Annotated in this window: 1 protein-coding gene and 1 pseudogene; one reads left to right on the forward strand and one right to left on the reverse strand. The window is 68.8% G+C overall.

Annotation, left to right across the window (positions count from 1 at the left end; translation table 11 throughout):
- Positions 1 to 257: LysR family transcriptional regulator (locus VBO01S_RS31570; protein ID WP_157627563.1), on the reverse strand; the 257-nt coding region annotated here is incomplete at its 3' end.
- A 114-nt stretch (positions 258 to 371) separates the two neighbouring features.
- Here VBO01S_RS31570 and VBO01S_RS31575 point away from each other — a divergent pair.
- Positions 372 to 635 (forward strand): annotated as a pseudogene (locus tag VBO01S_RS31575) (branched-chain amino acid aminotransferase); the annotation flags it as partial.

Below are 635 nucleotides of genomic sequence, written 5' to 3' on the forward strand. Positions count from 1 at the left end.
CCGGCGGCGCGGCGCAGGGTGTCGAGCGCGTCGGCGGTGGCCTCGAACCACACGGCGCCGGCCGGCGTCAGGCGGATGCTGCGGCTGGTGCGCGTGAACAGCACCACGCCGAGCTGCTCCTCGATCTCCTTGATCTGGTGGCTCACGGCCGCCGGTGTCAGCCCCACTTCTTCGGCGGCCCGCGTGAAGTTCAGGTGCCGCCCGGCAGCCTCGAAGGTGCGCAGGGCGCGGGTGCCGGGGAGCAGTCTGGGGTGCATCGATCTTCAAATGGTTTTTGATGATTTTCCAAAAACTATTCGTTTCTCTTGGGGAAGTCAACGCGGGATAGTTCAGGAACTTGATGATTCATCCCTTCCAGGAGCCACGAAACCATGTCCGCCAGCGTCCCTTCTCCTTCTTCCTTCGTCGTGCAGCGCAACGGCCAGCCGGTGCCCGCTGCGGACCTGGCCCCGCTCGCCTTCGCCGGCCACGCACACTTCACGGCCATGCAGGTGCGTGGCGGCCGGGTGCGGGGCCTCGACCTCCATCTGGCGCGGCTGCGCTTCGCCTCGCAGACCCTGTTCGGCCAGGCGCTGCCCGACGACACGGTGCGCGCCCACCTGCGGGCGGCGCTCGCGGCCGGCCCGGCGGACCTG

The organism is Variovorax boronicumulans NBRC 103145, assembly GCF_001591345.1.
GTDB classification, from domain to species: domain Bacteria; phylum Pseudomonadota; class Gammaproteobacteria; order Burkholderiales; family Burkholderiaceae_C; genus Variovorax; species Variovorax boronicumulans.